The following is a 5523-nucleotide window of genomic DNA, read 5'->3' on the forward strand; positions in this document are numbered from 1 at the left end:
ATCGTCGAGGCCAACAGGAAGTTCGTGGCGGGTGCCGCCAAGGGCGTGTTCGCCATCAAGTACGAACCCGAGATCCTGGCCTCCGACTACGCGAGCGGCCTGCTCGCTCGCTGCGGTCTCGTGAAGTCCTTCGAGATCCAGCCCAATGATTCCACCGCGGTACTTGACACCACCCCGGATGAGAAGGCGCTGCTCAAGTCCCTGCACTCGCGTGGACGTAACGCCGTGCGCCGCGCCACCCGCGAAGGCTGTGAGGTGGAGCGTGTGGAGCTCACCGAGGAGAACATGCGCGCCATGTACGCGCTCATGGATTCCGTGGGTCAGGGACACGCCAAGGTCACGCTGCGTTCCTATGAGTACTACCGCGCGTTCTGGACCAATTTTGCCGAGCGGGGTCAGGGGCGGCTGTACTTCACGTATGAGGACGACGAGCCCTCCGTGGGAGCGTACGTGATCGCGTATGGCTCCAAGGGCACGTACAAGGACGGCGGTTCCACACCGCGCCGTAAGCAGTACGGCGATTCCCACTTGGTGCAATGGCGGGCCATCCTGGACCTCAAGGACGAGTGCGACATCGAACAGTACGACTTCTGCGGTACCCCGCCCAGCGATCAGCTCAAGAACAAGGATCACCATTACTACGGTCTGGGTTTGTTCAAGACCAGCTTCACCAAGACGGTCGTGGACTACGTAGGAGTGTGGGATCAGCCCCTCAACAAGGCCAAGTATGCAATGTGGGCCAACATTGGTGAGAAGGTACAGCGCCAGCTCTGGGTACGCAGGACCGGGCAGCCGTTCTACTGATTCGTGATGGCTTGAAACCCGTCCGTACACCGTAAGACATCACTAGCAGTACCCGCGGGGTCAGGGAGGTCCAACGACTGTGAGCGTGACCGAACAACTTCGGGAGCTTTCCCATCACGGGTACCCGGCGTCGGGGGCCGCGGCCGGCCTCGAATTCCAGGACGGAGAACCGTTCGGACCCGGTGGTGACACCTCCCTGACCGGTGCGGCCCGCCCGGTCACCATGCATGGATTCCCGGCATCATTGGTCAGACCCACGGAGACCCAGGCCGCCCAGGCACAAACCCGCGCTCGGCTCGCGAGTGGAGTGCAGCCAGCGGTCTCGCCCCAGCAATCGGTTGCCGCTCAGGACGGGGCGGTGTCCTCCCAGGTCGGTGCGCTGCCGGTGCTGACTCCCGGCCAGATCGAGGCCGATAAGGCCGGGGCGACACCGCGTTCTCAAGCTGCCGCCGCCACCAGGCCCGTCACGCAGATTTCTCGCCGTGGGTCCGGACAAACCACAGCCGTGGAACGGCCAGACACATCGGGTGTGCCCCACGAGCCGGCCCCGGCCACCACCACGGTGCTGCGGGGCGCCTATCCCTCGACCCGCGCGCGGGCGGTGCAATCGTCCAAGGAGAAGTTACGGTCCATCATCTGGGGCGACGCCGCCCCGACCGCACCCATGCGCGTGGTGGACCGACTCACGGCTACGCCGTTCCACAACCTCAGACGGTTCGGGGACAGCAGCGACCGGCAGGCTCGACGCACCCTGAATTTTGCGCTGCGGCTGGCCGAGACCATGTTCCACTACGGTGCCGATGCCCTGGACGTGGAGAACGCGATCATTGCCGTGTGCGCGACCTACGGGGTGGAAAATCTTGAGGTGGACATCACCAACCAGTCGGTGACCATAAACTACGTCGCCGAGATCACCGAGACGGGAAAGCTGACCGCGGAGGGCCACAACACGGAGGGCACGGGACAAATCAGCGGTCCCCGGACCAGCCAGGACGTCCTGGACGATCCCAACACCTACAGTCACACGGTCATGCGCGTGGTGCGCTCGTGGACGGACAACTACGCGGGTCTGGCCAATTCGCACCAACTGGTCACACGCATCATCGAGGGGACCATGCCGCTCAAGGAAGCCGAGCGGCAACTGTCAATCATCAATTCCAAACCCAAGCCATATCCCAAGTGGACCGTGTGGTTGGCAACCGTGGTCGCGGCGGCCACCATCACCATGGCGATCGGCGGCGGAGCTGCCGGTGCCCTGGTGGCGGCGGTGTCCTCGGTGCTCGTGCAGTTGGTGTCCGCGAAACTCGGTGCCTGGCGTATTCCCGAGTTCTTCGCCCTGGCCGCAAATGCATTGATTGTGACGCTCGCGGCCATGGGGATTTCCGCCCTGGGCGTGGACCTGTCACCGCCCAGAGTCATTGCCGGTGGCATCATCATGCTGCTGCCCACTACCCGCATGGTCTCGACCATGCAGGACGCCATCAATGGCTTCCCAGTGACCGCTGTGGGGCGTTTGCTGTCCACATCATTGGCGTTCCTCGGCATCATCGCCGGGATCGCCGTGGGTATCGCGTTGGCCGGCTACCTGGGCGTGCCACGCATCGACGTGTCGCAATCCTCGTTCACCTCACCGGATGCAGTGACCAACACGGTTTTCATGCTCATTTCCACGGCTTTGGTGGCCGTGACCATGCAGGCCAAACCACGGCACATCTTCCCCGCGGTTCTTGCCGCCCTGGCAGGGCTGTTGGTGTTCCATGTGGGTGGCGAGTACGGACTGGGCGCCCGCCTGGACACGGCTCTCGGCGCCGTGACCACGGGCTGCGTTGCCGCATTGCTGGCGGCTCGTTCACGGATTCCGCAAACCATTCTGGCCATCCCCGCGATGACCTACCTGCTGCCGGGGTTGTCCATTTTCCGCGGCATGTACGCGATCACCGTAGAGGCAGACACCGCGGGCACCGGCTTCACCGGGCTGATCAACGCCATGGCATCGATTGTCATGATGGCCTCGGGTGTGGTGCTCGGAAACTACCTGATGCGCCCGTTCCTGGAGCGCATGCAGATCTTCTCGCACCGGCGGAACCGGCGCCGCTGAGGGCTAGAGAATTTTCCCCACGGGGAGCTTCTTCTCGGCCTGGAAGAGGTCTTCCGTACGGCCGGCGGCCCAGTACCCGGACAGTGAGACCTGAGATCGATCCAGGTTGCGGCGGTCGAACAACTCCTTGCGGACCTCCTTCATGGCCTCGCGCTCGCCGTGGACGAAGACCTGAATGCCGGACAGGTCCTCGGGCCACGGGGCCCGGGACACGGCCAACACGAGGGCGCGTTCATCCTGCTGGTGGCTTGACCGGTAGACCCATTGGATCCGTACGCCCTCCGGCACGGTGACTCCGCTGAGATCGTGGCGGTGCGCGGGATCCTGCACCTCGAGAATCGCCAACCCCTCCGCCGTGTCCGGGAGGGATTCCACATTGGCGAGCACTGCGGGGATCGCGGCCTCGTCCCCGGCCAGCAGCGTCCAGGAGGCATCCGGATCGGGTTCCCATTTGCCACCCGGCCCGACGGCCACCAGACGATCGCCGGGCTTGGCCGTCGCGGCCCACGGTCCCGCGTGCCCCTCCGTGCCGTGCAGGGCGACATCGATCCATACGGTGCCGGCGGCGGCGTCGTACCGACGCAGCGTCATATGGCGGGTGACGGGGAGGTCCTCAGGTGCCGCGGCATCGCGCAGGCTCCAGTAATCGGGGAACTCTCCAGAGGGAATGTCGGCCAGCGTGGCGTCGGAGAAGAACACCAGTTTGACGTACTTCTCCGGAGGAACAATGTCCTGGTAATCCGCGTGATTGGCGATCCGGCACACCACGCGGACCATGCCCGGGGACAGCTCCCGGCGCTCGGTCACCTCGAGGTTGAGCTGTGGTTTCCGCGGCTTCCGCGCAGTGGTCTTCTCCATCTCCCCAGCCTAGGTGATCCTAATCGGCGATCGTCCAGTTGACGGGTTGGGCACCCTGGTTCGCAAGAAGCTCATTGGTTTGGGAGAACGGGCGCGAACCGAAGAATCCCCTTGCCGCGGACAGCGGGGAGGGGTGCACAGATTCGACTGTGGGTGCCCCTGCCAGCCACTGCTTGGTGTCGCGGGCGTCGCGACCCCACAAGATTGCGACCAGGGGGGTCCCTCGTTGGGCCAGTGCCTTGATCGCGCATTCCGTGACGGTTTCCCACCCCTTGCCGCGGTGTGATGCGGGAGCGCCCTCCCGCACGGTCAGGGCCCTGTTCAACAGCATGACCCCCTGCTCGGACCACGAAGAGAGGTCGCCGTGCTCCGGCGGGGTGATCCCCAGATCGGTGTTCAGTTCCTTGTAAATGTTCTGCAGGGACCTGGGGATGGGGCGAACCTGCGGTTGCACCGAGAACGAGAGCCCCATGGCATGTCCCGGGGTCGGGTACGGATCCTGCCCCACGATCAAGACCTTCACCCGGGACATCGGTTCGCGAAATGCGCGAAAGATGTTGTCTCCGCTCGGGAAGGTGCGATGCCCGGCAGCATGCTCGGCTCGCAGGAATTCCCCCATCTCACGAATGGTGGACTCCACGGGCTGCAGCGCCCGGGCCCAGTCATCGCTCATGATCTCGTGCAGGGGACGAGGTTCTGACATGAGCTGGTCTCCGATCGATAACGGGTGCGGATAACGGGTATGAGATTACCGGTTATGGTGGCTCTCATGGCTGAACCGGACAACGGGCTTGATGCACTGGACAAGGCCATCCTGCAGCTCGAAGCCGAACACTGGAAATATCGCGGGGCCAAGGAGTCGGCCATTCGGCAACGATTGGGGCTCAGCCCCGTCAATTACTATCAGCGCCTCAATGCGCTGATCGACCGGGACGACGCCGCCCGGTTCGCTCCCATGCTCATTTCGCGATTACGCCGGGCCAGGCAGCGCTGACGGGGTAGGACAACGCCCGCGGCCGTGGGATAGTAGAGGCAAATCGTGGCTGACCGGAAGTATGGACAATGAGTGAATACCCCCGTGACGAATTCGACGACGTTCCCGAGGACGGAACGCGTCAAGGTGCCCACCGGGGTCATAACCCTCGGGCGCGCACCGGTTCTCGTAAAGGATTCCTCGCCATAGTCGGAGCGGGAATTCTGGCGCTCACCGTCGGCGCGGTTGCGTTCGTCAACGCACCGCGTACGGCCCAGGACGCGGTGGAAAATTCCCCCGCGCCCTCGGGGAACATCACTACCAGCACCGCCGAACCCTCCCCGTCACAGAGCCCCACGGCGTCACCGGAACAGCCCGCAACCCCGGCCGCCCCCGAAGCACCCGTTGCTCCGGACAACGGGGTCCAGCCCGGTTCGGAACAGCCCGCAGCCCCGGAAGTGCCCGCCGCTCCGCCGGCGTTCGAGGCACCCGCGGCACCTCCCGAGGCTCCGGCCGCCCCTGAAGCGCCAGTGGAGCAGGTGCCCCTACCGGACACCGGCGACGGCGCGGCGGAGGAATCGGGCACACGGGAAGAATCCGGTTCGGCCGTGGATACCGTTCCGGGAACCGACGCCCAGTCGGGGGGTGCCCGAGGCGGGCAGGCCGACGGTGGCACAGGCATGGGACAGGAACCCGCAACGGTGGCAGTAGCCACGCCGGGTAACTGACCGGCAGCACTCCGTGGTCCCTCAGTCCCGGATGAAACCTGAGTTTTCTTGACTCAAGATGT

General features: G+C 64.7%; 6 protein-coding genes. 4 read left to right on the forward strand and 2 right to left on the reverse strand.

Annotated elements, in window-relative coordinates; all coding sequences use genetic code 11:
- On the forward strand, positions 1-804 hold an 804-nt coding region (locus tag Q4E95_RS05365), incomplete at its 5' end, for a peptidoglycan bridge formation glycyltransferase FemA/FemB family protein (RefSeq protein WP_303382334.1).
- 85 nt (positions 805-889) lie between these two features.
- A complete protein-coding gene (locus tag Q4E95_RS05370) occupies positions 890-2902 on the forward strand; it encodes a threonine/serine exporter family protein (RefSeq protein WP_303382335.1) in 2013 nt (670 codons plus the stop codon).
- A gap of 3 nt (positions 2903-2905) precedes the next feature.
- Here Q4E95_RS05370 and Q4E95_RS05375 read toward each other — a convergent pair whose 3' ends face one another.
- Together Q4E95_RS05375 and Q4E95_RS05380 are read right to left on the reverse strand one after the other, a co-directional pair.
- A complete protein-coding gene (locus Q4E95_RS05375; RefSeq protein ID WP_303382336.1) occupies positions 2906-3760 on the reverse strand; it encodes a siderophore-interacting protein in 855 nt (284 codons plus the stop codon).
- Positions 3761-3779: 19 nt separating this feature from the next.
- Entirely contained in the window at positions 3780-4463 is a 684-nt protein-coding gene (locus Q4E95_RS05380; protein WP_303382337.1) for a uracil-DNA glycosylase, read from the reverse strand.
- Positions 4464-4529: 66 nt separating this feature from the next.
- On the opposite strand from Q4E95_RS05380, the gene Q4E95_RS05385 reads away from it, so the two are divergent.
- Together Q4E95_RS05385 and Q4E95_RS05390 are read left to right on the forward strand one after the other, a co-directional pair.
- Positions 4530-4754, forward strand: coding sequence for a DUF3263 domain-containing protein (locus Q4E95_RS05385; protein WP_303382338.1), 225 nt, complete (start codon positions 4530-4532; stop codon positions 4752-4754).
- A 68-nt stretch (positions 4755-4822) separates the two neighbouring features.
- Entirely contained in the window at positions 4823-5461 is a 639-nt protein-coding gene (locus tag Q4E95_RS05390; RefSeq protein ID WP_303382339.1) for a hypothetical protein, read from the forward strand.
- The last annotated feature ends 62 nt before the right edge of the window (positions 5462-5523 follow it).

Origin of the sequence: Kocuria sp., assembly GCF_030536815.1 — a bacterium.
Taxonomy (GTDB): Bacteria; Actinomycetota; Actinomycetes; order Actinomycetales; family Micrococcaceae; genus Kocuria; species Kocuria gwangalliensis.

Coding starts and splice junctions, on each gene's coding strand:
- Q4E95_RS05375 (WP_303382336.1), bottom strand. CDS start 3,760: ATGGAGAAGACCACTGCGCGGAAGCCGCGGAAACCACAGCTCAACCTC.
- Q4E95_RS05380 (WP_303382337.1), bottom strand. CDS start 4,463: ATGTCAGAACCTCGTCCCCTGCACGAGATCATGAGCGATGACTGGGCC.
- Q4E95_RS05385 (WP_303382338.1), top strand. CDS start 4,530: ATGGCTGAACCGGACAACGGGCTTGATGCACTGGACAAGGCCATCCTG.
- Q4E95_RS05390 (WP_303382339.1), top strand. CDS start 4,823: ATGAGTGAATACCCCCGTGACGAATTCGACGACGTTCCCGAGGACGGA.